This window comes from Amorphus orientalis, from assembly GCF_030814015.1.
GTDB classification, from domain to species: Bacteria; Pseudomonadota; Alphaproteobacteria; order Rhizobiales; family Amorphaceae; genus Amorphus; species Amorphus orientalis.
Genome location: NZ_JAUSUL010000001.1, coordinates 537537 through 559687 on the forward strand (window position 1 = coordinate 537537; position 22151 = coordinate 559687).

At 67.8% G+C, this 22151-nt stretch carries 18 protein-coding genes; 4 read left to right on the forward strand and 14 right to left on the reverse strand.

What is annotated here, in order from left to right:
• Nucleotide 1: 1 nt before the first annotated feature.
• The 9 genes from J2S73_RS02415 to J2S73_RS02455 form a co-directional block, all read right to left on the reverse strand.
• A complete protein-coding gene (locus J2S73_RS02415; RefSeq protein ID WP_306883823.1) occupies nt 2–967 on the reverse strand; it encodes a catechol 2,3-dioxygenase in 966 nt (321 codons plus the stop codon).
• Nucleotides 968–1004: 37 nt separating this feature from the next.
• Nucleotides 1005–1880, reverse strand: coding sequence for an amidohydrolase family protein (locus tag J2S73_RS02420; protein ID WP_306883824.1), 876 nt, complete (start codon nt 1878–1880; stop codon nt 1005–1007).
• A complete protein-coding gene (locus J2S73_RS02425; RefSeq protein WP_306883825.1) occupies nt 1880–3829 on the reverse strand; it encodes a TRAP transporter permease in 1950 nt (649 codons plus the stop codon). Before J2S73_RS02425 ends, J2S73_RS02420 begins: the two co-directional genes overlap by 1 nt.
• Nucleotides 3830–3848: 19 nt before the next feature.
• Nucleotides 3849–4781: a TAXI family TRAP transporter solute-binding subunit gene (locus tag J2S73_RS02430; RefSeq protein WP_306883826.1), complete on the reverse strand. Its 933-nt coding sequence runs from the start codon at nt 4779–4781 to the stop codon at nt 3849–3851.
• A gap of 150 nt (nt 4782–4931) precedes the next feature.
• A complete protein-coding gene (locus J2S73_RS02435) occupies nt 4932–5600 on the reverse strand; it encodes a TetR/AcrR family transcriptional regulator (RefSeq protein WP_306883827.1) in 669 nt (222 codons plus the stop codon).
• Nucleotides 5601–5755: 155 nt separating this feature from the next.
• Nucleotides 5756–7060, reverse strand: a complete 1305-nt coding sequence (locus tag J2S73_RS02440) for a TRAP transporter large permease (protein WP_306883828.1) — start codon at nt 7058–7060, stop codon at nt 5756–5758.
• Nucleotides 7057–7569, reverse strand: a complete 513-nt coding sequence (locus J2S73_RS02445) for a TRAP transporter small permease (protein WP_306883829.1) — start codon at nt 7567–7569, stop codon at nt 7057–7059. The genes J2S73_RS02440 and J2S73_RS02445 overlap by 4 nt, the downstream gene beginning before the upstream one ends.
• A gap of 16 nt (nt 7570–7585) precedes the next feature.
• Entirely contained in the window at nt 7586–8584 is a 999-nt protein-coding gene (locus tag J2S73_RS02450) for a TRAP transporter substrate-binding protein (protein ID WP_306883830.1), read from the reverse strand.
• Between the two features lie 183 nt (nt 8585–8767).
• Complete coding sequence (locus J2S73_RS02455) at nt 8768–9445, reverse strand: TetR/AcrR family transcriptional regulator (protein WP_306883831.1); 678 nt, start codon at nt 9443–9445, stop codon at nt 8768–8770.
• Between the two features lie 228 nt (nt 9446–9673).
• On the opposite strand from J2S73_RS02455, the gene J2S73_RS02460 reads away from it, so the two are divergent.
• The 4 genes from J2S73_RS02460 to mdoH all read left to right on the forward strand — a co-directional run bounded on the left by J2S73_RS02460 (nt 9674) and on the right by mdoH (nt 15219).
• Nucleotides 9674–11251 (forward strand): OpgD/OpgG family glucan biosynthesis protein, encoded by a 1578-nt coding sequence (locus J2S73_RS02460; RefSeq protein ID WP_306883832.1) that lies wholly within the window; start codon nt 9674–9676, stop codon nt 11249–11251.
• Nucleotides 11252–11636: 385 nt separating this feature from the next.
• On the forward strand, nt 11637–13223 hold the full coding sequence (locus tag J2S73_RS02465; RefSeq protein ID WP_306883833.1) for an OpgD/OpgG family glucan biosynthesis protein: 1587 nt from the start codon (nt 11637–11639) through the stop codon (nt 13221–13223).
• Complete coding sequence (locus tag J2S73_RS02470) at nt 13204–13395, forward strand: hypothetical protein (protein WP_306883834.1); 192 nt, start codon at nt 13204–13206, stop codon at nt 13393–13395. Before J2S73_RS02465 ends, J2S73_RS02470 begins: the two co-directional genes overlap by 20 nt.
• A gap of 24 nt (nt 13396–13419) precedes the next feature.
• Complete coding sequence (gene mdoH, locus J2S73_RS02475) at nt 13420–15219, forward strand: glucans biosynthesis glucosyltransferase MdoH (protein WP_306883835.1); 1800 nt, start codon at nt 13420–13422, stop codon at nt 15217–15219.
• On the opposite strand, the gene J2S73_RS02480 is transcribed toward mdoH, so the two are convergent.
• The 5 genes from J2S73_RS02480 to J2S73_RS02500 all read right to left on the reverse strand — a co-directional run bounded on the left by J2S73_RS02480 (nt 15196) and on the right by J2S73_RS02500 (nt 21992).
• Nucleotides 15196–16146 carry an endonuclease/exonuclease/phosphatase family protein gene (locus tag J2S73_RS02480; RefSeq protein ID WP_306883836.1) on the reverse strand — a complete coding sequence of 317 codons (951 nt, stop codon included), beginning with the start codon at nt 16144–16146 and terminating at the stop codon, nt 15196–15198. The two genes, mdoH and J2S73_RS02480, sit on opposite strands and share 24 nt — an antisense overlap.
• A 20-nt stretch (nt 16147–16166) precedes the next feature.
• Nucleotides 16167–17822 carry an AMP-binding protein gene (locus tag J2S73_RS02485; RefSeq protein ID WP_306883837.1) on the reverse strand — a complete coding sequence of 552 codons (1656 nt, stop codon included), beginning with the start codon at nt 17820–17822 and terminating at the stop codon, nt 16167–16169.
• Nucleotides 17823–17959: 137 nt separating this feature from the next.
• A complete protein-coding gene (locus J2S73_RS02490) occupies nt 17960–18484 on the reverse strand; it encodes a CAP domain-containing protein (protein ID WP_306883838.1) in 525 nt (174 codons plus the stop codon).
• 151 nt (nt 18485–18635) lie between these two features.
• Nucleotides 18636–19196, reverse strand: a complete 561-nt coding sequence (locus J2S73_RS02495; RefSeq protein WP_306883839.1) for a hypothetical protein — start codon at nt 19194–19196, stop codon at nt 18636–18638.
• 78 nt (nt 19197–19274) lie between these two features.
• Nucleotides 19275–21992, reverse strand: coding sequence for a DUF3772 domain-containing protein (locus J2S73_RS02500; protein WP_306883840.1), 2718 nt, complete (start codon nt 21990–21992; stop codon nt 19275–19277).
• Nucleotides 21993–22151 lie beyond the last annotated feature (159 nt).

Consider the following 22151-nt stretch of genomic DNA (forward strand, 5'->3'; position numbering starts at 1 on the left):
GCTACTCGATGATGGTCTCGCCGATCGGCGGCGTACCGTGGGTGTGGAAGCTCTCGATGGTCTTGAGGCCCCAGGCCTGGCCCTTCTTGCGCTCCTCTTCCGTCCACACGACCGGCTCCCAGTCGGGGGCGAGGATCAGCCGCGCGCCGGCGTTGGCGACCTCGACCCGGTTGCCGGCCGGCTCGTAGACATAGAGGAAGAAGGTGCCCTGGATCGCGTGCTTGTGCGGTCCGGTCTCGATGAACACGCCGTGCTCCAGGAAGATGTCGGCGGCCCTGAGCACGTCCTCGCGCTGGTCCACGGCGTAGGTCACGTGATGGAACCGGGCGTGGGCGTTCGCGTGCTCCTCGGTGAAGGCGACGTCGTAGCCCTTGTTGTTGACGGTGAACCAGCAGCCGCCGATGCGGCCGTTGTTGAGCTGGATCATCTCCGTCACCCGGCTGCCGAGCGCCTGGACCATGAAGTCGCGGATGGCGGAGACGTCGGCGGCCAGGAGGTTCAGATGGTCGAGCCGGCGCACGGCGACGCCGCGGCCGTGATAGCGCTGGGCGATGTTCTTCAGCGCCGGCTTCTCGCCCTCCGGCGCCTCGTAGCGCTTCGTGTCGTAGTAGAGCTCGAAGACGTGTCCGTCCGGGCTCTTGAACCGGTAGGCGCGGCCGTGGCCCAGATCGCCGTCGACCCAGCCGATGCCGCACCCCATGGATTCGATCACCGCGACCCGGCGCTCCAGGGCGGCCTGGGACGAGGCGCGATAGGCCACGTGGCCGAGACCGGTGGTGTCGGAGGCGGTGAGCTTCAGGGTGTGGAACTCGTAGTCGTCCCAGGCACGGAGATAGATTGACGTGTCATCGCGGCCGCTTTCGGTCAGGCCGTAGACGTTGACGAAGAAGTCGAGGGTCTCCTCCGGCTTGTCGGTCAGCATCTCCACGTGGCCGAGATGGGCGACGTCGAAACAGGGTTCGCTCATGCCGTGATTCCCCGATTGGCTTGGATTCGGTTTCTGCTCAAAGACTCTCCGGCCAATAAAGGCGCGTGGGATTGTCGACAAGCAGCCGCTTCAAATGGGCATCGTCCGGCGCGATCATCTGGAGCAGGTCGACCAGATGGCCGTCGTCGGGCATGTGCTTCTTGATGTTCGGGTGCGGCCAGTCGGTTCCCCACAGCACCCTGTCGGGGAAGCGCTCGACCAGCATGCGGCCGAAGGGGACGGCGTCGGTAAAGGGCGGGCCGGCGCGGGAAATGCGTTCGGAGCCACAGACCTTCACCCAGAAGCGCTCGTCCTCCATCAGATCGAGCAGCATCCGGAAGGCCGGCTGGTCGGTGCCGAGGCTCGCGTCCGGTCGGCCCATATGGTCGATCACCATCGTGAGCGGAAGCTGCTTCAGCACCGGCGCCAGCGTCTCCAGCCGGTTCGCCTCGAAATGCACGACCGCGTGCCAGCCGAAGGGGATGATCTTCTCGATCGTGGTCCGGACGGCGTCGATGTCGGCGTCCTTGCCGAGATGGCTGACGAAGTTGAAGCGCACGCCCCGGACGCCGCCGGCGTCGAGCGCGCGCAGCTCGTCCTCGCTGATGTCGGGCTTCACCATGGCGATGCCGCGATAGTTGCCGTTGCCGTGGGCGATGGCGTCGAGCATGGCCGCGTTGTCGGTGCCGTGGCAGCTCGCCTGCACGATCACCGACCGCTCGATGCCCAGATGCCGGTGCAGCTCGAACAGCTTCTCCTTCGGCGCGTCGACGGGCGTGTAGGTGCGCTCGGGCGCGAAGGGGAACGCGGCGGCGGGGCCGAACACGTGGCAATGGGCGTCGCAGGCGCCGGCCGGCAGGGTGATGTCCGGGCTCTTCGGGGACGGATGGAACGGCAGATAGGTCGACGACATCAGGCCTTGGTACCTGCTTCTTCGGTTGCGGGGACAGGGCGGCGGTCGGCAAGCGGCCGCCAGATTGTGAAGCCGACGACGAGGAGACCGACCGCGCGGGCGCCGAGGGTGACCGGATCGAAGGCGGCAACGTCGGTGGGCCACAGCACGAGCAGGCAGCCGGCCGCCATGGCGAGGCGCTCCACGACGGACATGGACCGGCCGAGCCAGCCGGCGAAGGAGATGGTCAGACCGACGACGCCGATGCCGGCGAAGACGATCGACAGCGCGATCTGAAGACCGGAGCCGAGCATCAGGAGCCCCGGCATGGTGACGAACAGGAACGGCACCAAGAGCTTCACGAAGCCGAGCCGCACCGATTCCATCGCCGTCTTGTTGGCATCGCCGCCGGAGATCGAGGCGGCCGCGTAGGCCGCAAGCGCCACGGGCGGCGTGATGGCGGAGACGAGGCCGTAATAGAAGATGAACATGTGGGCCACGATCGGCGGGAGGCCGAGCTTCGTCAGCGCCGGCGCGACCAGCACCGCGAGCAGCAGATAGGCTGCCGAGGTCGGCAGGCCCATGCCCAGAACGAAGGAGGCAAGCGCCGTCAGGAGCAGGATCGCCCACAACTGCTGGCCGCCGGTCTCGACGATGAGGCTCGACAGCATGAGCCCGAGGCCGGTGAGGTTGAGCACGCCGATCACCGCGCCGGCGGCCGCCACGGCGGCGACGATCGGCAGCGTGGCCACGAGGGTGTCGCGGCACACCATGGCGAGGCCGACCGGGCCGATGCGCGTGGACTTCCGCCACGGCGAAATCAGCAGGCCGAACACGATGCAGATGACGGCGGCCTGGGTCGGCGTGTAGCCGAGCACCAGGAAGACGATCAGGGCGATCAGCGGCACCAGCAGGTAGCCGCGTTTCAGAACGGTTTCGCGCAGAAGCGCCAGGCCGGCGGTGGTGTCGCGGGCGAGGTCGAGCCGTCCCGCCTCGAGTCGAACGGCGACCAGGAGCGCGGCCACGTAGAGCAGCCCGGGCACGAGGGCCGCCAGTGCGATCTGCTGGTAGGGGACACCCAGGATTTCGGCCATCAGGAAGGCGGCGGCGCCCATCACCGGCGGCAGGATCTGGCCCGCCGAGGACGCCGCGGCCTCGATCGCGCCGGCGAGGTTGGGGGTGTAGCCGACGCGCTTCATCAGCGGGATCGTGAACGTGCCGGTGGTGACGACGTTGGCCACCGCGCTGCCGTTGATGGTGCCCAGGAGCGAGCTGGAGAGCGCGGCCGAAAGCCCGGGTCCGCCCTGCACGCGTCCGGTCAGCCCGCGCGCCAGGTCGACGAACACCGAGCCGGTGCCGATGCGCATGAGCAGGGTGCCGAGGAGCGCGAACAGGAAGATGTACTCGACCGCCACCCCCATCGGCAGGCCGTAGATGCCTTCGGTGGAGAGCATAAGCGTCGAGGTGAGGCGGCGGAGATCGTAGCCGCCGTGGCCGTACTTGCCGGGAATGAGGTCGCCGAACCAGGCGTAGGCCAGCGCAGCGACGACGAGGATGACCAGCGCCCAGCCAAGCGCCATGCGCACCAGCACGAGCACGACGGCCATGAGCCCGACGAAGATCCACAGGTCCGGCTCGGTCGCCATGGCGCCGCGCATGACGATGTCGATATAGGACTGCCAGAGATGGACACCCGGCACGAGGGCGACGGCGGCGAGCGCATAGCACGCCCACCGCACGCCGCTGTTTCTGGCCCTCAGGCCCACGAACAGAAGCCCTGCCGACGACACCAGCGAGAAGAACGCCGAGCGCAGGATCAGCGCGGTGATCAGGCCGAAATAGGCTCCGTTGATCACCAGCGCCGTCGCCCCGATGGCGAGCGCCACGAAGAGCCCGGAGACGACGGCCGTCTCCGGTGCCGAGCGTGTGTCCGGCGCCTGCAGGCGCAACTGTTCGAGACCGAAAGGCATCTTGGTCAGGCTCCGCCCGTCACTTCGCTTCGTCGAAGTAGCGCTTGGCGCCCGGATGCAGGTCGATCGGCGTGTTGGTCGCCGTGTCGAGCGAGATCTCCTTCGCCTTGGGATGGATCTCGCCGAGTTCGCCGAGATTGCCGAACAGCGTCTCGGTGATCACGTAGATCCGCTCTTCGTCGGCGTCGGCCTTGGTGAAGAGCGTGGCCGGATCGTTGATCACGGTGACCGCTTCGGTCTGGTCGGGATAGGTGCCGGCCGGGATGTCGTAGAGCTGGTAGAACGGGTACTCCTCGAGCATCCCCTTCACCTTCTCCGCGTCGACCGACAGGAGCACCATGTCCTCCTGGGCGTCCAGGTCGATGAGGGCCGCCGTGGGCGCGCCGGCAAGAGCGGCGGTGGCCTGGACCGAGCCGTTCATGAGCGCGTTCGTGCCTTCGGTGTAGGACAGGAACTGGGCGGTCGACGGATCGAAGACGCCGTAGGCCTCCAGGAGGCGCCGGGCGAGGACGGCGGAGTTCGAGCCTGGCGGGCCCAGGTTGACCGACTTGCCCTCGAGGTCCTCGATCGACTGGATGCCGGTGTCAGCGGTCGTCGCGATCTGCAGGACGGCCGGGTAGAGGTAGGCCATCGCGGCGACGGGCTGGGGATCGCCGTCGAATGCGCCTTCACCGTTCTTCGCCTCGTAGAGGGTGGAGGACGAAGAGAAGCCGAAATCCATCTGCTCGGCAGAGACGCGACGGATGTTCTCGATCGAGGCACCGGTCACCTCGGCGCGCGCCGTGGTGTTGTCCATGTGCTTGTTGAGCACATCGGCCATGCCGGCGCCGATGACGTAGAACAGGCCGCCGGTGCCGCCGGTGCCGATGGCGATGCGCTCCTGCGCCACGGCGGGCGACGCGACGAGCGCCGATCCGAGGGCGAGGGCCGTGAGTGCGTGGGTGAGTTTCACGTGGTTTCCTCCCTTGTAGAACCAGGTTGATCGGGAACTCAGCATGGCCCGTTCAAACCGAACCGGTTTGAACGATACGGCCATGCTCAAGCTATTGAACCTGGAGCCATTTCCTGGCGCCCCGACGTTTCCGTCCGAGCGGAAAAGGCTCTAGGCAGACTCAGCAACAGGGGCCGCACCAGCGTCCCGCCGGTCCAGCGCCCTGAGGCTTGCGAAGCTTGTTGCGACGAGTTCGTCGATGGCGCGCTGGTGGTCCGCGCCGTCGGTGCGTCCGTCGGAAAGCCGGGTGATCCGCTCCGGGTTGATCAGGGTGTAGTAGAGCGAACCGAGCAGGAACTGGCTGCGCCAGACGATGGCGTCGCGGTCGGCGCCGGGCAGGCAGTCGGCCACCGCATCGATGAAGGCGCGGGTGGTGGCGTCGAAGGCGCGTGCGATGATCTGGCGGGCCTCCGGATTGCCTTCGGCCGACAGCACGGCCCGGACCCGGGTGAAGCGCGCTCCGCCGCCGGCGTCGTCGTGGGAGGCGACGAAGGCCGGCAGGACGTAGGCGCGCAGCACCGCCATCAGCCGCTGGTCGTCGTCGCGAATGCGCATGGCCTCGCCGATCAGCTCCAGACGGCGGGCGTTCATGGGCGTCGTATGGGCGGAGTAGATCGCCTCCAGGAGGCCGAGCTTGTCGCCGAAATGATAGGTGACGCTGCCGACGTTGACGCCGGCGGAGCGGGCGATCTCGCGCAGGGGCGCCGACCCGAATCCGCGCTCGGCGAACAGGTCCTCGGCGGCTTCCAGAATGGCGGTTCTTGTATCGGGACGGGACACCAAAGTGCTCTTCGACAGGGGTGCGGATCGCCAGTCACCCGACTCCTAACGCGGCTTCGGTCGTCTGTCCATGCATTTTGTACGAGTGTACAAATCATCCGCCTCGGCTGTCCAAAGGCCGGGCAAGGCCGCGCGGGACATCTCTGAAATCGGCTCTAGCCGATCATGGAATCCGGCAGAATGAGCGCGATCTCGGGGAACATCACAAGAAGCACCAGGGCGACCAGCATCATCGCCCAGAACGGCAGGATGCCGATGAAGACGGTGCGCAGCGGAACGCTGGGAGCGACCGACTTCACGATGAAGCAGTTTACGCCCACCGGCGGACTGATCAGGCCCATCTCCAGGCTGAGCACCACCAGCACCCCGAACCAGATCGGGTCGAAGCCGAGCCCGGTGATGACCGGAAAGAAGATCGGCATCGTCAGCACCAGCATGGCGAAGCCTTCCAGGAAACAGCCGAGCACGATGTAGCAGGCGAGGATCAGCGCAAGGATGCCGTAGGGGCCAATGTCGAGGCCGGTGAGGAAGCCTCCGACCATCTGCGGAATATGGCTGAGCGCCAGGAACGGGTTCAGAAGGTGCGCGGAGATCAGGATCAGCATCACGGTGGCGGTCGTCATCACGGAATCGCGGACCGCGGTCCAGAAGTCGGCGAGCGACAGCCTGCGGGTGATCAGTCCGGTGAGGATGACCAGGGCGGCACCGACGGCGGCCGCCTCCACCGGCGAGAAGATCCCGCCATAGATCCCGCCGATGGTCATCAGGATGATCAGGATGATCGGCAGCGCGGCGACGAGCGCGCGCGCCTTTTCGCGCAGGCTGGTGCGCGGGCCGACGGGTCCGAGGTCCGGCCGCAGGGTGGAGATCACGGTGATCAAAAGGATGAAGAGGAGCGCCAGCAGGATCCCCGGCAGGACGCCGGCCAGGAACAGGCGCCCGATCGATTGCTGGGTCAGGATCGCGTAGACGACGAAGCCCGTCGAGGGCGGGATCAGGATGCCGAGCGTCCCGCCGGCGGCGACCGATCCGGTGGAAAGCCGGGGGTCGTAGCGGAACCGCTCCATCTCGGCCAGCGACACCTTGCCCATGGTCAGCGCCGAGGCCACGGACGATCCGCACAGCGCGGCGAAGCCGCCGCATCCGACCACGGTGGCGGAGGCGAGGCCGCCGCGCACCTGGCCGACGATGGCGTAGGCCGCGTCGTAGAGCTTGCGGCTGAGGCCGGTGACGGTGGCGATGTTGCCCATCAGGATGAACAGCGGAATCACCACCAGCTCCGCGCTGGAGGAGAGGGTGAAGGTCTCGCTGGCGAGCAGGCTCAGCGCGGAATCGACACTGCCGAGCACCGACACGCCCACGAAGCCGACCGCGAACATGGCGAAGGCCACCGGCACCCGGAGGACGAGCAGGACGATCAGGCCGGCAAGGCCCAGACCGCCGATCAGAGCCGAGCTCATAGGATCTCCTCGGTGTGCTCACCGGCGCGTCCGGCCGGGGCGAGGGCGAGACGGATCGCCTTGAGGAGCATGGAGAGCGACGTGAGTGCGGCGAACGCCGACAGCGCCCACTGGAACCAGGCTTTCGGCAGGGAGATGATGTTGGTGGCGAGATTGAGCATCAGCGAGATCTTCGAGGATTCGTAGACCGTCCAGGCGATGCCGGCGAAGATCGCCGCGCCCACCAGCGCCGACAGCACGTCCAGCCAGGCGTTCATGCGATCGGGAAACCAGTGCTCGAACACGTCCATGGAGACGTGCCCGCCGTTGCGGTCGCACACGGCCATGCCGCCGAACACGATCAGCACCATCAGCATCTGCGAGATGTCCTGGGCGCCGGCCAGCGGCGCGCCGAAATAACGGCCGACCACGTCGATCAGGATGTTCAGGGCGACGAGGATGAGTGCGGCCGCTCCGATCGCCGTGGACAGGTCGATCAGCCCGTCCACGGCCTTTCTGAGAAGGGTCATGCGGACAAGGCCCCGGTCAGTTCCCGCCCTTCATCGCGGCGTAGACGTCCTCGCCGCCCATCTCCTGGATCAGCCGATCGCGGGTCTCCGTCGCGACGGTGTCGAAGGGCGCGATCTCCTCCTCGCTCAGCCGGATGACGGTGTTGTCCGGGTCGGCGGAGACCTTTTCCAGCGTCTCCCGGGCGCGGGCGTTCCAGCCTTCCTCGCCGCTCCGGGAGAGGCCACGGCCGCTGTTGTTGTCGATGGCCGCCTTCTGGTCTTCCGGCAGGGCGTCGTAGGCGCCCTGGTTCATCACCAGATAGAACATGATGTGCCCGAGCGGCGCGCCGACGGTGTAGGAGTTCGCCACCTCGTCGAGCTTGAAGTCGGCCACCGCACTCATGCCGGTGACGACGCCGTCGATCAGCCCGGTCTGCAGCGCGTTGTAGATCTCGCCGGCCGGCATCTGCACCGGAGTTCCGCCAAGGGCGGTTATCATGGCGCCCGGAACCGAGCCAGACACCCGCACCTTCAGCCCCTGAAGATCTTCCGGCGAGCGGATCTCGTGATCCTTCATGATGAACACGCTCGGTTCCGAGGCCCAGATCGCCAGCGGCCTGGTGCCCGGGAACTCGCTGTCGAGATGGCCCGCGTCATAGGCGTTCCACAGCATGTCGTAACCGGTCATGCCGTCGGGGATCGCGTTCGGCATCTCCACGATCATGGATTTGGGGAACTGGGACGAAGTGTAGCCCGGCAGGCCCCAGGTGATGTCGGCGACGCCCTGGAGCGCGCGCACATACTGCTCCATCGGGCCGGCCCCCAGCTCGCCGCCGGGATAGACCTGGATCGTCAGTTCGCCGTTGGTGTCGGCGGAGACGCCTTCGACCAGCGGCTCGACGACCGATCCGGTGACCACGTGGGCCGGCGGCACGAAATGGGCGAGTTTCAGGGTTTCGGCAAAGGCCGGCGCGGCCGTGAAAGCGGCGACGCAGGCGCCCGTTGCCAGCGCGATGCTCAGATTGACGTGCTTCATGTATCGTCCTCCCTCTGTTTTTGACGTTCGGCCGGTTGCGGGTCCCGGCGCGACTGCGCCCGGGGAACCGGTCCGGATCTGCGGAGCCTGTTGTCCGGCTCTCTGTCGGATCACCGGATCGGTGCCGGCGGTTCCGAAAACCGTGCGTCGCGCGTCGGTCCTCCGGCTCGGCCGGCGATCGGATCACGCGGACTGAAGCGACGTCCGTGCCGCGGTGTGCCCCGCGTTCGGTTCGGTCAGCGCCCTGAGGCTTGCGAAGCTTGTTGCGACGAGTTCGTCGATGGCGCGCTGATGGTCGGCGCCGTCGGTTCGTCCGTCGGACAGCCGGGTGATCCGCTCGGGATTGATCAGGGTGTAGTAGAGCGAGCCGAGCAGGAACTGGCTGCGCCAGACGATGGCATCGCGGTCGGCGCCGGGCAGGCAGCCGGCGACCGCGTCGATGAAGGCACGGGTGGTGGCGTCGAAGGCGCGGGCGATGATCTGGCGGGCCTCCGGATTGCCTTCGGCCGACAGCACGGCCCGGACCCGGGTGAAGCGCGCTCCGCCGCCGGCGTCGTCGTGGGAGGCGACGAAGGCCGGCAGGACGTAGGCGCGCAGGACCGCCATCAGCCGCTGGTCGTCGTCGCGAATGCGCATGGCCTCGCCGATCAGCTCCAGACGGCGGGCGTTCATGGGCGTCGTGTGGGCGGAGTAGATCGCCTCCAGGAGGCCGAGCTTGTCGCCGAAATGATAGGTGACGCTGCCGACGTTGACGCCGGCGGAGCGGGCGATCTCGCGCAGGGGCGCCGACCCGAATCCGCGCTCGGCGAACAGGTCCTCGGCGGCTTCCAGAATGGCGGTTCTTGTATCGGGACGGGACACCAAAGTGCTCACGGACGCGCAGGAATGTCGCCGTTGAAACCTAGCGTGGTTTCGGCCGCCGGTCCATGGAGTTTGGACGCTTGTACAAGACAGCCTCCGGATCCGTTCCCGCCATTCCTGAGCGGTCCGCGCAGAATTTCACCGCAATTGTTGTGTTGGCCTAGCGCTCGTCCCACTCGGTTCGAGCGAACGGGACGTGTTCAGGTTCAATGGACGTTGAGGGCGCGCATGATGGATCGGACGGACGGACTGCGGATGGATCGGCGGCAGATGCTGACCGGGGCCGCGAGCCTTTTGGCGGCGCTCGGACTGCCGGCGCTGGCGACGGCGGCGCGGGCGCAGGGTGGGCTGCCTATGGAGGCGGCCCAGCCCTACAGCTTCGACGCGCTCAGGACGCGGGCGCGCAGGCTGGCTTCCTCGCCCTACGTCGCCCCGCCCGTGCCCCATTCGGAGCTTCTGGAGACGGTCGACTTCGACGCCTACCAGACGATCACGTTCAAGCCGTCGATGACGGTCGAGGAGACGCCGGACCCGGTCCGGCTGTTTCATCTCGGCCGCTACTTCAAGACCCCGGTCCGGCTCTATCTGGTCGAGGGCGACCGCGAGCGCGAGATCGCCTACCACCACGACGCCTTCGGCTACGACGACCCGGACCTGGAGGCGAAGCTGCCCGACGATCTGGGCTATGCCGGCTTCCGGCTGATGAACCCGGACGGCCGGACCGATTTCCTCGCCTTCCTCGGCTCCAGCTACTTCCGCTCGTCCGGCCCGGAGGGCCAGTACGGACTGTCGGCGCGGGGGCTCGCGATCGATACGGGACTTTCCCGGCCGGAGGAGTTTCCCCGCTTCTCCGCCTTCTGGCTGCATGCCGGGGCGGAGGGGGAGCCGTTCGTCATCGACGCGCTTCTGGAAAGCGAGAGCGTCACCGGGGCCTACCGGTTCAAGGTCTCCACGCCCGATGCGATCCTGATGGACGTCGATGCCTATCTCTATGTGCGCAAGGACGTCGAGCGGCTCGGCGTCGCGCCGCTGACCAGCATGTTCTGGTACTCCGAGGCCAACCGCCATCAGGCGACCGACTGGCGGCCGGAAGTCCACGACAGCGACGGGCTGGCGCTGTGGACCGGAAGCGGCGAGCGGATCTGGCGGCCGCTGAACAATCCGAAAGTGGTCCGCACCAGCACGTTCACCGATGCCGACCCGAAAGGCTTCGGACTTCTGCAGCGCGACCGCGTCTTCGGCCACTACGAGGACGACGGGGCGTTCTACGACAAGCGCCCCGGCCTCTGGGTCGAACCGCTTTCCGACTGGGGCGAGGGCGAGGTCCAACTGGTCGAGATCCCGACCGACGACGAGATCTACGACAACATCGCCGCCTACTGGAAACCGGCACAGCCGGTGCGGTCCGGCGATGCGCTTCATTTCGCCTACCGGCTGCACTGGGTCTCAAAAGAGCCGTATCCGCCGGAGCCGGTCGCCCACGTGGTGGCCACGCGGATCGGCCGGGCCGGCGTGCCCGGGCAGGAACGCTCCGACGGAAAGAAATTCGCGATCGACTTCACCGGCGGCCCGCTCGACGGCATGGAACAGCGGTTCGACATCGATGCGGTCGTCGACGCCTCGCGGGGCGAGGTCTCAGGCAGCTACGTGGTGAAGGTGGTGGGGACCGACCGCTGGCGCGCCGTGTTCGATCTGGAGGCGTCGGGAAGCGATCCCGTCGAGCTGCGCTGCTACCTGAAGCTCGGCGATCAGGTTCTGACGGAGACCTGGATGTACCAGTACCTGCCGTTCGACTTCGCGGGCTGACCCGCGCGACCCGCTGCCCCGGTGCGCTGTTCGCGCGCCGGCGGTGGCACCTGATCCGGCGGTCGCAGGACCGCCCGCTGTGGTGGTGGCCCACCGCCGCAGGTGGCTTCTGTTTTGCTGCAGCGCATCTATAAGATCGATCCGCGCCTGCCGCCGATCGCCTCCTGCCCCGTCACACGTCGCCTGCTCCTTCGCCTCGGAAAAAACGCTGCCATGCGAATGGCATAACCCGGCCATAAGAAGGTCACGATGGCGCTGACAATCATGTGACCGGAGAAGGGAACGAGATCGCGGCGAAGCTGTTTCAGTAGCACCTGGCTGGTAACGCCGCCCGTTTTCCGCAGCGCACACGCGCTTGCCCCGAGACAAGGTATCCGGAGGAATGATGATCACGCGTCGATCGGTGATCGGTGGACTGTCAGGGGCAATTGCGTCCAGCGCCCTGATCGGATCCGCCCGTGCCCAGGACACGGCGGCGGAGCCTTCAGCCGATCCCAATTCAAACGCGTTTTCCTTCGACGCACTGACCGAGCGGATGAAGGCGCGCGCCGCGGAAGCCTACACGCCGCCGTCGTCAAGCGTTCCCGATCACATCCGGCAGCTCGACTACGAAGCCTACAAGCAGGTGGCGTTTCGTCCGGACCGGGCTATCTGGGAAGGAACGGACCTGCCGTTCCGGCTCCAGGCGTTCCATACGGGCTGGCTGTTCAACGAACCGGTGCGGCTGTTCGAGGTGGTCGACGGCGAGGCGCGCGAACTGACGTTCTCGACGGAGGATTTCGAGTACCGGCCGCCGCTCGACGCCGAGACGTTCCGGAACACCGAACTGCCGGGCGTGGCGGGCTTCCGGGTGCATTTTCCGCTCAACCGCGCCGACGTGTTCGACGAGGTGATCGCGTTCCAGGGGGCGAGCTATTTCCGCGCCGTGGGCTATGGCAACGTCTACGGTATCAGCGCCCGCGGGCTTGCCATCGACACCGCCTCCTCGCGGGAGGAGGAGTTTCCGCGCTTTACCGAATTCTACATCGAGCGGCCGACCCCGCAGTCCCGCCAGATCCGCATCTATGCGGCCCTCGACAGCGAGAGCGTGACCGGTGCCTACGCCTTCACCGTCACGCCCGGCCGCGACACGATCACCGACGTGACGGCGCGCCTGTTCTTCCGCAACGACGTGCAGCGGCTCGGCGTGGCACCGATGACGTCCATGTTCCTTTATGGCGAGAACAACCGGGCCACGTTCGACGACTACCGGGCCCGGGTGCACGACAGCGAGGGGCTGCGGATCGTCCGCAACAATGGCGACGAGATCTGGCGCCATCTGAACAATCCGCGCGTCCTGGCGAACTCCTTCTTCGGCGAGGAGAATCCGGTCTCCTTTGCGCTGAACCAGCGTCACAGGGCGTTCGCCGACTACGAGGATGCGGAAGCGCGCTACGACAAGCGGCCGTCGCTGCGGGTCGAACCCCGGCACGGCTTCGAGAAAGGCCACGTGCAGCTCGTTGAAATTCCCGCCGACGCCGATCACATGGACAACATCGTGGCGTTCTGGACGCCGGCCGACCCGATCCAGGCCGGCGCATCGCCCGAATATGCCTACCGGATGGTCTGGGGAGACGCGGGTTCGGAAGAGAGCACGCTGGCGCTGGCCGTCTCGACGCGAACCGGCATCGGCGGCACGTCCGGCAGCCGGGACGACAGCATCCGGAAGTTCGTGGTGGATTTTTCCGGCGGCATGCTCCGCGGATTGCGGCCCGACGCGCCCGTCACCCCGGCCACCTATGTGGGCGGCGGCGAGGTGGTGACGTCGTCGCTCGCCCGCGTCGAGGACGGTCTCTGGCGTTTTGCCATCGATATTCGTCCGGAAGGGGAACGACCTGTCGAGATGGCCGTTCGTTTGACTGTTGCAGACCGCCCACTGACCGAAACCTGGCTCTATCAATGGAGGCGTGGTGATGAGAACCGACGCGACTGATCTGAAACCGGCCGAGCACTCCCACCGGGGTGCTGCGAGCATCGACGCGTTCGCGCCCGCTCACGCGCCGATGTCCATGCCGCAGCAGGTGCTGGAGGCGTCCTGGTTCGGGCGCAGCGTGGTGACCGCAATGACGCCGGCGATGCCGCAGGCCGTCCTGGCCCGGCGCTGACCTGCGCCTACGGAAATCCTGTGAATGGTCTATTACTACCGCCTCCTCACGCTCGCGGCGAGCCTGCTCCTGACCTTCCTCGCGGCTTCGCTGTTCTTCGACTATGTCGCCTCCGATGATCTGGAAGTGCTCGATCTGATCCGGGTCGCGCTTCTGGCGGTGACGTCGTTCGGCATCGCGTGGGGGGCGTCGCTCGCCTTCAGCGGTCTGTTTGCGGGAGCCCCGAAAGCCCCGACGCTGCCGGGTCTGCCGACCAAGCGCACGGCGGTTCTGGTGCCGATCTACAACGAGGACCCGTTCGCGACGTTTTCCCGGATCTCCGCCATGGACGAGAGCCTGGTGACGACGGGGGCGGAGGACGTGTTCGATTTCGTCGTCCTGTCGGACACGCGCAACGACGACATCGCCGCGGAAGAGGAAGCCTACTTCCTGCGCCTGGTGGAGGAGCGGCGCGGCAAAGGGCGCATGTTCTATCGCCGCCGGCCGGTCAATCACGGGCGCAAGGCGGGCAACATCGCCGACTTCGTGCGCCGATCGGGCGCAGCTTACGATTTTCTTCTGGTCCTCGATGCCGACAGTCTCGTGGAAGGCGAGACGATGGTCGAGCTGGCGCGCCGCATGGAGGCAGCGCCCGACGTCGGACTGATCCAGACCCTGCCGAAGGTCATCAACGCCAAATCGCTGTTCGGCCGGTCCATGCAGTTCGCCTCGTGGTTCTTCGCGCCGGCCTTTTCGCGCGGTCTCGCGGCGGTGCAGGGCGGAACCGGCGCGTTCTGGGGCCACAACGCCATCATCCGCACCGAGGCGTTCGCCGCCTGCTGCGGGCTTCCGCGCCTGTCGGGCAAGCCGCCGTTCGGCGGCGACATTCTGAGCCACGACTACGTGGAAGCCGTGCTTCTGTCGCGCGGCGGCTGGAAGCTGCGCCTCGACACCGATCTGGAGGGCTCCTACGAGGAGGCGCCCGACGACCTGATGGCGTTCGCCAAGCGCGACCGGCGCTGGTGCCAGGGCAACCTGCAGCACATCCGGCTTCTGATCGCGCCGGGCCTGCCGCTCTGGAGCCGCTACTTCCTGCTTCAGGGCATCATGGCCTATCTGGCTTCGCCGCTCTGGCTCGCCTTCCTGGTGACCAGCATCATGGCGCCCTTCTTCGCCACCGGCCCGGTCTACTTTCCCGAGCAGGGAATGCTGTTTCCCCGGTTCCCCCATGTCGACACGTCCAAGGCGCTGATGCTGCTGGCCACGGTCGCGGCCCTTCTGATCCTGCCGCGGCTGCTGATCCTGGCGCGCGCGTCCGGCCAGGCCTCCGACCGGGGGTTTTCCGGGACGGCTTCGGTCGCCTGGTCGACGATCGTGGAGGTGCTGTGGTCCAGCGTCATGGCGCCGATCATGCTCCTCTTCCAGAGCCGGGCGGTGCTTCAGATCGTGACGGGCGCCGACGGCGGCTGGCCGGTCTCCGCCCGCGACGAAGGGGTCTCGCTGGGCGAGGCCTGGAGCGGAAGCTGGTGGATGTCGGCGATCGGCATCCTGACCCTCACGGTCGCCGGCGTGGCGACCCCGGAGCTTCTGCCGTGGCTGCTGCCGGTCGGGGTCCCGATGGTGCTGGCGCCGCTGGTGATCTATGCGAGCGCCACGCCCCGAAGTGGACTGTCCGCCGCCCGAGTGGGCCTGTTCGCCACCCCTGCCGAGCTGACGGTGCCACGGGTGGTCGACCGTCATCGCTCGGTGATCTCGCGCTGGGGCGGCCGTCCGCCGGAAGATGCCGAGATCCCGGACGCGGAGACCACCGCCATTCCGACGTCAGAGGTCGAACCGGGCCGATAGGGGCGCGTGCAGCGAGCCCCGGAACGCGGCCGGTACGGACGCGTCGTCGAGCACGGCCTCGTTGTCGATCCGCACGTCGATCAGGCGCGCGGCAAGCGCTTCGCTCGTCAGGATATGATCCGGCAGGTGCCGGCGGCCCAGATGCGAGGCGCTGAAGCGCTGGTCGGGATCGATCCGGTCGGCAACGGGCTTAAGGGCCCGGGCCGCGAGGGCGTCGGTCTCCGTATCCTCCGGCAGGGCCATGAGCATGCGCAGCGGCGTTTCGGTCGTCTCGGCGTTGAGATCGCCGGCGACCGCGACCAGCGCGTCCGGATCGGCGTCCAGTATCGCGTCGACCGCGAGCCGGAGTTCCAGTGCCTGACCCATTCGCTTGAGAGCGGCGAGGGAGAGCCCGGCAGCCCATCCGCCGGCCGTCCGCCAGGTGTGCGCCGACAGCTTCTCGCCTTCGATCGGGGCGGCGAGCGGCGCGCGCAGATGGGCGTTGAAGACATGGAGGGGCCGGCCGGAGGGCAGTGCGATCCGCGCCTTCAGGACCGGCCGGTCGAACCGCACCTCGGCGGGCCCGGCCTGCATCGGCAGCTCCAGCCTCCACGGTGGGACGCGATCGTGCATCAGGGTCGCCGACTGGTCGATCGGGTGACGGGAGAGGATGACCAGATTGTGCCGGTCGGCGAGCCCGTCGCCGGGTCCGGCCGCGGCATGGTGGAAATCGGCAAGGGGCGTGCCGGCGACAAGGGCGTCCAGGTCCGACAGGTCCCGGCTCTCCGCTCCCGGCTCGCGCTGAGCGTTCACCTCCTGCAGGCAGTAAATGTCGGCGTCCAGCGACGTCAGGCGCGCCCTCAGGACCGGGATGCGCTCCAGGGTGGCGTCGCGGCCCGGCCGGTCGCCGCCGAAGGATTCCATGTTGAAAGTGGCGATGCGGATCATCGGGTCCGTGCGCGCCGCGCTCAGCCGTCGCCGCCGCCGTCATCGGTGCCGGGAGACCGGACCCGATCGCGGAAGGCGCGGCGGATGACCTTGCCCGTGGTGGTCAGGGGCATCTCGTCGACGAATTCGATCTCGCGGGGATATTCGTGCGCCGACAGCCGCTCGCGCACGAAGGTCTGGATGTCGGTGACGAGCGTCTCGTCGGCGGTCATGCCCGGTCGGAGCTGGACGAAGGCCTTCACGATCTCCGTGCGGACCGGGTCCGGCTTGCCGACCACGGCGGCAAGCGACACGGCGGGATGGCCGATCAGGCAGTCCTCGATCTCGCCCGGTCCGATCCGGTAGCCCGATGAGGTGATCACGTCGTCGTCGCGGCCGACGAAGCGGACATAGCCGTCTTTGTCCATCACGCCCTGGTCGCCGGTGAGCAGCCAGTCGCCGCGGAACTTGTCGCGGGTTGCCTCGGGACTGCCCCAGTAGGAGAGGAACATCACCGGATCCGGCGCCTGAACCGCGATGGTCCCCTGGCTGCCTGGGGGAAGTTCGGTCCCGTCGTCGTCGACGATGGCGACCCGGTGGCCGGGAACGGCCCGTCCGATCGCGCCGGCCCGATTGATCCCGAGTGCTGCGCAGGACGACAGAACGAGATTGCATTCGGTCTGGCCGTAGAACTCGTTGATGGTGAGCCCGAGGGCCTCGTGACCCCAGTCGAAGGTGCTCTGGCCGAGGGCCTCGCCGCCGGACCCGACGGACCTGAGATTGAGCGCCTCCGGCGGCCTGGAGCCGGCCTTCAGCATGCGCAGGGCCGTCGGCGGAATGAAGGCGTTGCGGATCTCCGCATCCACCATCAGCCGCCACGCCTCGTCGGGATCGAACCGGTCGAACCGCCGCGCGATCACGGGAACGCCGAGCTTCAGGGCGGGCAGCAGCACGTTGAGCAGGCCACCGGCCCACGCCCAGTCGGCCGGCGTCCACAGACGGTCGCCGGGCCGGGGCAGGAAATCGTGGTGCATCTGCACGCCCGGGATGTGGCCGAGCAGGACGCGGTGGCCGTGCAGGGCGCCCTTCGGCGGACCGGTGGTGCCGGAGGTGTAGATCATCATGGCCGGATCGTCGGCCGAGGTCCCGGCGGTCGCGAACCGGTCCGAGGCCTGATCCACGAGTGCGGCAAAGTCGATGGCGTTGCCCGGCCCGGCACCGTCGGTGGAGATCACCAGCGCCAGATCCGGCAGTCCCTCCCGAATGGTCTCGACCTTCGCCGCCCCGAAGCCGTCGGTGACGATTGCCCGGACGCCGGCGTTCGCCAGCCGGAAGGAGATAGCCTCCGGCCCGAAGACGTTGGCCAGCGGCAGCGCGATCGCACCGAGCTTGTAAATGGCGATGTGGCTGACGGCGACCTCAAGGCCCTGAGGCAGAAACACCGCCACCCGGTCGCCCGCTCCCACGCCGCTGGCGGCGAGACCGTTCGCCAGCCGGTTCGAAAGCCGCATCAGGGTGAGATAGGACACCTTGCGCTGCGACCCGTCGGCGCCGACCTCGATCAGGGCGGTCCGGTCGGGCTCGGAGGCCGCCCACTGGTCGCAGACGTCCTCCGCGATGTTGTAGGCCTCAGGCACCTGCCACCGGAAGCGGGCTACCAGCGTGTCATAGTCCGGCGCGTTCGGGAGAAGGGTCACGGGCACGCTCTTCTTGTTGTCGTTCGCCCGCGATCCGGCTCTCAGGACTCTGCCCCCGGAGGCATCGGACACAAGGCGGATGGCACGGCATCCACTATGGAAAGTCCGTCCTCCGCGTGCAATCGGCGATCTCGAGCCTATTGCTGCGCGGCCGGCGGGCCGGCGAAGATCGCCGCCCAGAAGACCTTGTACTTGCTGGCCGGCGCATAGGCGGTGGCGATGCCGAACCGGGTCGCCTCGGGGTTCAGCATGTTGGCGTTGTGGGACTTGAGTTCGCGCCAGCCGGAGAAGGCTTCGGCGACCGTCCGGTAGCCGGCGCTGACACTTTCCACCGACGAGGCGGCGCTGTAGCCGGCCGCCTTCAGCCGGGCGTCGATCGCCCGCTCGCCGGCGAGGGACAGCTGGATGCTATCGCGCTCGGCCAGAAGGTCGGCCTGGTCCTGGGCGATCGCGCTGAGGGCCGGATCGAGGGTCAGCGGCGCCAGGCCGTTGTTGGTGCGGTAGCTGTTGATCAGCCCGAGCGCCGAGGCGGCGTCCACCTGGGCGGTCGACGTGCCCAGGTCGCGATAGAAGGCCGGCTTTTCGGGCGGCTGCGCGCAGGCCGCCAGAAGGGCGACGCCGGTGGCGGCGATCAGAAGACGGCAGGCGCGGCCGAAATTCATGCGAGGATCCTTCCCGAAGGCGCGAGCGAGGCGGCGCGGGCCGTCCCCGATCGGATGGACGCCAGCATTATCCGAATCGCGGGCGCGCCGGAACGGAAATCGCGCGACGTGCGCGTGCGGACCGGGCGGGTGGGCCGATCGGCGGTGCGGGTCAGTAGTTCGGGCAGATGAGCTGCGGGCCGGAGGTGTAGCAGCCGCTCTGTTCGGGCACCTGCTGCGTCGGCGACGGCGGGCCGATCGCGTCCGCGCCGGGCTGCTGCCAGGGGTGGGACGGGCCGAGTTCGTTCGGGTCCGGCTCAGACGAATAGGATGAGGGCAACTGATCGTAGTAGCCGGGCGGCGGTCCGGAATTCTGCATCGACCAGTTGTCGATCGCATCGAGCCCGACGGCGCCGGCGGCGACCGCCGCACCCCAGTCGGCCGCGCCGCGCTTGTCGTACATCGACCAGCCCGGACGGTCCGGCCGCCAGTTCGGCGGCGGCGGTCCGGGGGGACGGTGTCCGGGCCGGGGCGGACCATAGGCCGGACCCGGCCGGGCGCCCCAGGCGTCGCCGACCAGCAGGATGTCAGGTCCTGTCGAGGCCGATGCGCCGGTATCGGCGGGTGCGGTGGTGGGCCAGGCAAGCGCCGGGGTCGCGGCTATCGTCAGCGCGATCGCGGCACCGGCGACGGCGCGACGCGCGGCCCTATGGATCTTCGTCGATGCGCGCATGAAAACCATCCCGGCCCGATTGTGCGGATGGCCGCATCAAAGCGTCCCTGGCTTTCTCCGGGCTTGCGCTGTCTTGAGCTACACGGCGTCGCCGCCGCCATCTCCGTCCCCGTCGGGCAGGTCCAGCGGCTCGGCCGGCTGGCTGCTGTCGGGCGGCGTCTGGCGCGGCTTGCGGCGGCGCTTGCGCGGGCGCGATTGACGCGGCGGCTCGTCCTCCTCCGCGTCGGCGTCCTCGGGCTTCATGAGGTGCTTCAGCGTCTCCAGATCGAGTATGTGCAGATCCCGCCTTGTGTAGGGGATCTCGATGCCGTTTTCCCTGAGCGTGCGGAAGGCGGCCATCCTCAGTTCCGACTTGGCGCTCAGCATGTAGTCCACGTTGCCGAGATAGCAGAAGATCTGGAACTCCAGCGCGGACTCGCCGAAATTGGACAGGTAAACCTTGGCCTCCGGGTAGGCCAGCACATTCGGATGGGTCTCGGCCACCTCCAGCAGCAGGTCGTGGACCTTGTCGGGATCGGAATCGAACGGCACCCGGACGTCGATGATGACGCGCCCCGACGTGTCGGTGTGCATCCAGTTCTTCACGACGCCGGAGATCAGGTCGGAGTTCGGGACGATCACCGTCGACCGGTCGAAGGTCTCGATCTCGGTCGAGCGCACGTTGATGCGCTTCACGTAGCCCTGTTCGGCGCCGACGACGATCCAGTCGCCGGCCTTGATCGGGCGTTCGGCCAGAAGGATCAGGCCGGAGACGAAGTTGTTGACGATGGACTGCAGGCCGAAACCGACACCGACGGAAAGCGCACCGGCGATGATCGCGACGTTCTGCAGGTTGAAGCCGGCAACCGAGAAGGCGATCACGCCGGCCATGATCACGCCGAGATAGCCGAGACCCGTGCGCACGGAGGTCTTCAGGCCGACATCCATGCGGGTGTGCGGCAGGAAGCGCGTGTCGAGCCATCGCTGCAGGGCGCGGGTGGCGACCATTCCGATCGCGAACACCAGGAGCGCCGTGACGATCGCCGCCGGCGAGATGGTGACGGAGCCGATGCTGAGCCCGGTGACGGAGCGCCGGAAGGTTCCGATCAGGTCGGCGCCCGTCACGCCGAACGGGGTCAGCAGCAGTGCCCCCGCGGTGGCGATCATCAGGAGGCGGCCGATGCCCGACAGGATCGCGCCGATCTGCTCGATTGTTGCCGGCCTGAGCCGCAGGTTGCGCAGCAGGACGCCGCCGATTGCCGTGCCCGGCCGGAATGCCGCCGTCAGGAATTCGTCAACGAGGACCAGTGCGAGATAGAGGATGCTGAGGACGAGCGCGATCCAGACCACCTGGCCGACCAGGAACCAGCCGAGTGTCAGGTATCCGCCGAACGGCGCGAGGAGCGCTACGATCGCCGTCAGCCAGGCCGGCGGAAGCAGCCAGCGCCAGACCGCGATCGACCCGCCGTCCGGGCTTTCGGAATCGTGGTTCAGACCGCGCGCGATGGCATGGAGCGTGCCCATCGACGCGGCTGCCGTGAGCACCGCGAACAGACCCTGCACGCCCTGCACCACCGGCAGCGGCAGCGCCAGCACGTTGGACATCGCGACCATGAAATGGCCGAGCGTGAACACGCTGCCGTAGAGGATCACCCAGTGCATGATCTTCTCGGCGAACGAATCCGCCACCGGCAGGAAGCGCCATGCCGGCCGGTTCGGGGCCACGATCGCCACCGCCAATCCCCGGATCGCCGCGAACAACGCAAGCGACTGAAGCGCGGCAAGCAGCATCTGGTCGATGCGCTGGGCCGACATCTGGAAGCCTTCCAGCATCGCGAACAGGGCGAGCATCACGGCCACCACGACGCCGAAATTGACCGAGGCGATCGCGGCCGCATGGGTGGCCATGGACAGCTTGGAGACGCTGGTCAGCGTGGGATCCCGGTTGGTGATCCGGTAGAGGTAGCGGCGCACCGGCCAGGCAAGGACGATGGCGAAGATCAGAAGGCCGGTCGACGCCAGTGCCAGCTGCCAGCCGCTGCGGGCCTGAACCAGGCCTTTCCAGTCTTCGAACAGATATCTCAGGCTCGTCAGCGCGCGTGGGGTCTCGACGATGATGTCCTGCCAGAGCGTGAGGTCCAGCATGCTGCGGCGCCGTTCGCCGATGCGTTCGGCGAACTGCTGGCGGCGGCGGTCCTCGATCGTCGCAATCAGTTCGTCCGCGCGCAGCCGCGTCGCATAGGCCTGCTTCAGGATCGCCTCGAGAGCGACCAGGAGACGGGTCTGGGCTTCGCGTTCGTTGCGCAGCGTCTCCGGCTCCAGGGCGCTCTGCTCCGCCGGCAGGTTGAGTTCGTCCAGCCGCGCCTGCAGGGCGTTCGCCCGCGGCTGCAGCCTGTCTATCAGCGGGGTGATCTGGTCGCGCAGGGTGGCTGCTGTCCGGCGCAGGTCGACGAGCGCCTCGTCGCTGAGATTGCTGTTGTTAAGGCTCGAGCCGATCTGGTCGAGCTGCGTGCGCCAGCTGTCGACCAGGGCCTGGTCGGCCGGATCGACATTTGCGGGAGCGACCGGCTCGCCGCCCTGGGTGCCGGGATGGGGCGTGGCCGGCGTCGTCGTGCCGTTCCCGGCGTCCCCGGTCTCCGCCGCCTGGTCGGCCTGGCCCGATGGCTCGGACTGGTTGAGCGGCGAGAGGACCTGGGGCACCTGGTCGGGCGCCTGGGTTACCGGCGAACTGCCCTGGGCGAGTGCGGCGACGGACCACGACCCGAGCACCGCGCAGACGAGGAAAAGGCCCGACAGGCTGCGAAGGCTCGAGCGCATGACACAATCCAAGCTTGGGCCGTCGTGAAGACCGACCGTCCGGCTCTGTAGGCCTGGGTTCCTCAACCCGAGGCGCGGCGGGCGGGGAGACGGTGACCGCAACCGCGCGGGCCAGGCAATCCGAATCCCCAGGTGCGGATCTTCCGCGAACCGGCGGGC

Bases quoted from the DNA above. Each gene is read 5' to 3' on its own strand.
- J2S73_RS02415 (WP_306883823.1), bottom strand. From the start codon at position 967: ATGAGCGAACCCTGTTTCGACGTCGCCCATCTCGGCCACGTGGAGATG.
- J2S73_RS02420 (WP_306883824.1), bottom strand. From the start codon at position 1,880: ATGTCGTCGACCTATCTGCCGTTCCATCCGTCCCCGAAGAGCCCGGAC.
- J2S73_RS02425 (WP_306883825.1), bottom strand. From the start codon at position 3,829: ATGCCTTTCGGTCTCGAACAGTTGCGCCTGCAGGCGCCGGACACACGC.
- J2S73_RS02440 (WP_306883828.1), bottom strand. From the start codon at position 7,060: ATGAGCTCGGCTCTGATCGGCGGTCTGGGCCTTGCCGGCCTGATCGTC.
- J2S73_RS02445 (WP_306883829.1), bottom strand. From the start codon at position 7,569: ATGACCCTTCTCAGAAAGGCCGTGGACGGGCTGATCGACCTGTCCACG.
- J2S73_RS02450 (WP_306883830.1), bottom strand. From the start codon at position 8,584: ATGAAGCACGTCAATCTGAGCATCGCGCTGGCAACGGGCGCCTGCGTC.
- J2S73_RS02460 (WP_306883832.1), top strand. From the start codon at position 9,674: ATGATGGATCGGACGGACGGACTGCGGATGGATCGGCGGCAGATGCTG.
- J2S73_RS02465 (WP_306883833.1), top strand. From the start codon at position 11,637: ATGATCACGCGTCGATCGGTGATCGGTGGACTGTCAGGGGCAATTGCG.
- J2S73_RS02470 (WP_306883834.1), top strand. From the start codon at position 13,204: ATGAGAACCGACGCGACTGATCTGAAACCGGCCGAGCACTCCCACCGG.
- mdoH (WP_306883835.1), top strand. From the start codon at position 13,420: ATGGTCTATTACTACCGCCTCCTCACGCTCGCGGCGAGCCTGCTCCTG.
- J2S73_RS02480 (WP_306883836.1), bottom strand. From the start codon at position 16,146: ATGATCCGCATCGCCACTTTCAACATGGAATCCTTCGGCGGCGACCGG.
- J2S73_RS02490 (WP_306883838.1), bottom strand. From the start codon at position 18,484: ATGAATTTCGGCCGCGCCTGCCGTCTTCTGATCGCCGCCACCGGCGTC.
- J2S73_RS02495 (WP_306883839.1), bottom strand. From the start codon at position 19,196: ATGCGCGCATCGACGAAGATCCATAGGGCCGCGCGTCGCGCCGTCGCC.
- J2S73_RS02500 (WP_306883840.1), bottom strand. From the start codon at position 21,992: ATGCGCTCGAGCCTTCGCAGCCTGTCGGGCCTTTTCCTCGTCTGCGCG.